Source organism: Streptomyces sp. NPDC044571 (genome assembly GCF_040647115.1).
Classification (GTDB): Bacteria; Actinomycetota; Actinomycetes; order Streptomycetales; family Streptomycetaceae; genus Streptomyces.
In genome coordinates this window covers 1-1140 of sequence record NZ_JBEZBN010000146.1, presented here as the reverse complement: position 1 = coordinate 1140, position 1140 = coordinate 1, and the positions used below count along the sequence as shown (strand labels likewise).

The window sequence follows — 1140 nt, the reverse complement described above, 5'->3', positions numbered from 1 at the left end:
GCCGCAGGCCGGCCACGGCGAGCACGGCGTACAGGAGCAGCGGCATGAGGGCGGCGGACCGGGCCGACGTACCGCCGTAGACCCGCCACATGCGCCGGCCTTCGGCGTCCAGTTCGGGCAACCGGTCGAGGATCCGGGCCCGTTCGCGGGCGGCGGTCCCGGCGGCGGCGATGGTCCGGGCCCCGGCGAGGGCCTCGACGAGACGGCCGGCCGTCGCGAGCTGTGCCTGCTGGTAGCGGGCGACGCTGCTGGAGGAGTCGCGCGTGAACGCCCGCAACAACAGGACCAGCAGAGGCAGTCCCGCGAGGAAGACGAGGGCCGTCCACGTGTCGATGAGGAACAGCGCGAGGAGTCCGCCGAGCGGCGGAAGGACGGCGGCGGCAGCGGAGGCGAGGGCGGCCGGGACCTTCCCCGCCTCGGTGGCATGGGCGGTCAGCCGGGCGGCGAGCTCGCCCGGTGCGTAGCGGGCGGCGTGGTGCGGCGCCGTGCCCAGCAGGCGGGCCAGGCCGAGCCTGCGCCACCAGGCGGCGGAGCGGCCGTCGACTGCGCCGGTCAGCCGTGCGGCGGCCGCGTCGAGCAGGACCTCGGCCGCGATGACCGCGGTGCACAGCAGGGTCCACCGGGGGCCGGCCGGGTCGCGGCGCAGCAGCAGGTCGAGGGTGTGGCCGAGGACGGCCGGTTCGGCGAGGGCCGCCCCGGCGGCGGTGACGGCACAACCGAGGACGGCTGCGGTGCGCCCTGCGCTGTGCCGGGTGGCGGCCGCGAGGGCACGGTCGGCGGAGCGTGCGGCCGGCGGTGTCTCGGCGGCTGCCGGGGCCGGCTTGTCGGGCGGGGTCATCCGCGGATGCCTCCAGAACAGGGGTGCGGGCCCGGGCGGCGAACCGCCCGGGCCCGAGCGACCTGGGGTCAGTTACAGGTCGTGACGCTCAGGCTGCTGTCGCCGCAGAGCAGCAGACTGGCCCGGCTGCCACCGCCGGTCATCGCGGCCTCGGTGATCTCTTCCTTGGGGGTCTCCATCGACTGCAGGTCAAGAAGCGTCATGTCAGGTTCCTCTTCTTCTCGTGAGTGTTCCGATGGGTCACGGTCCCGAACGGGACCGGCTTGGGGGCCGCCGCGGAACGCCGCAGCGGCGGGAGGAAC

General features: G+C 75.7%; 2 protein-coding genes. Both read right to left on the bottom strand.

Annotated elements, in window-relative coordinates:
• Positions 1 to 838 (bottom strand): ABC transporter transmembrane domain-containing protein (locus tag AB0B01_RS30865; protein WP_361726303.1); only part of this gene is annotated, 838 nt, incomplete at its 3' end.
• A gap of 68 nt (positions 839 to 906) precedes the next feature.
• Positions 907 to 1041, bottom strand: a complete 135-nt coding sequence (locus AB0B01_RS30860) for a SapB/AmfS family lanthipeptide (protein ID WP_267799330.1) — start codon at positions 1039 to 1041, stop codon at positions 907 to 909.
• Positions 1042 to 1140: the final 99 nt, after the last annotated feature.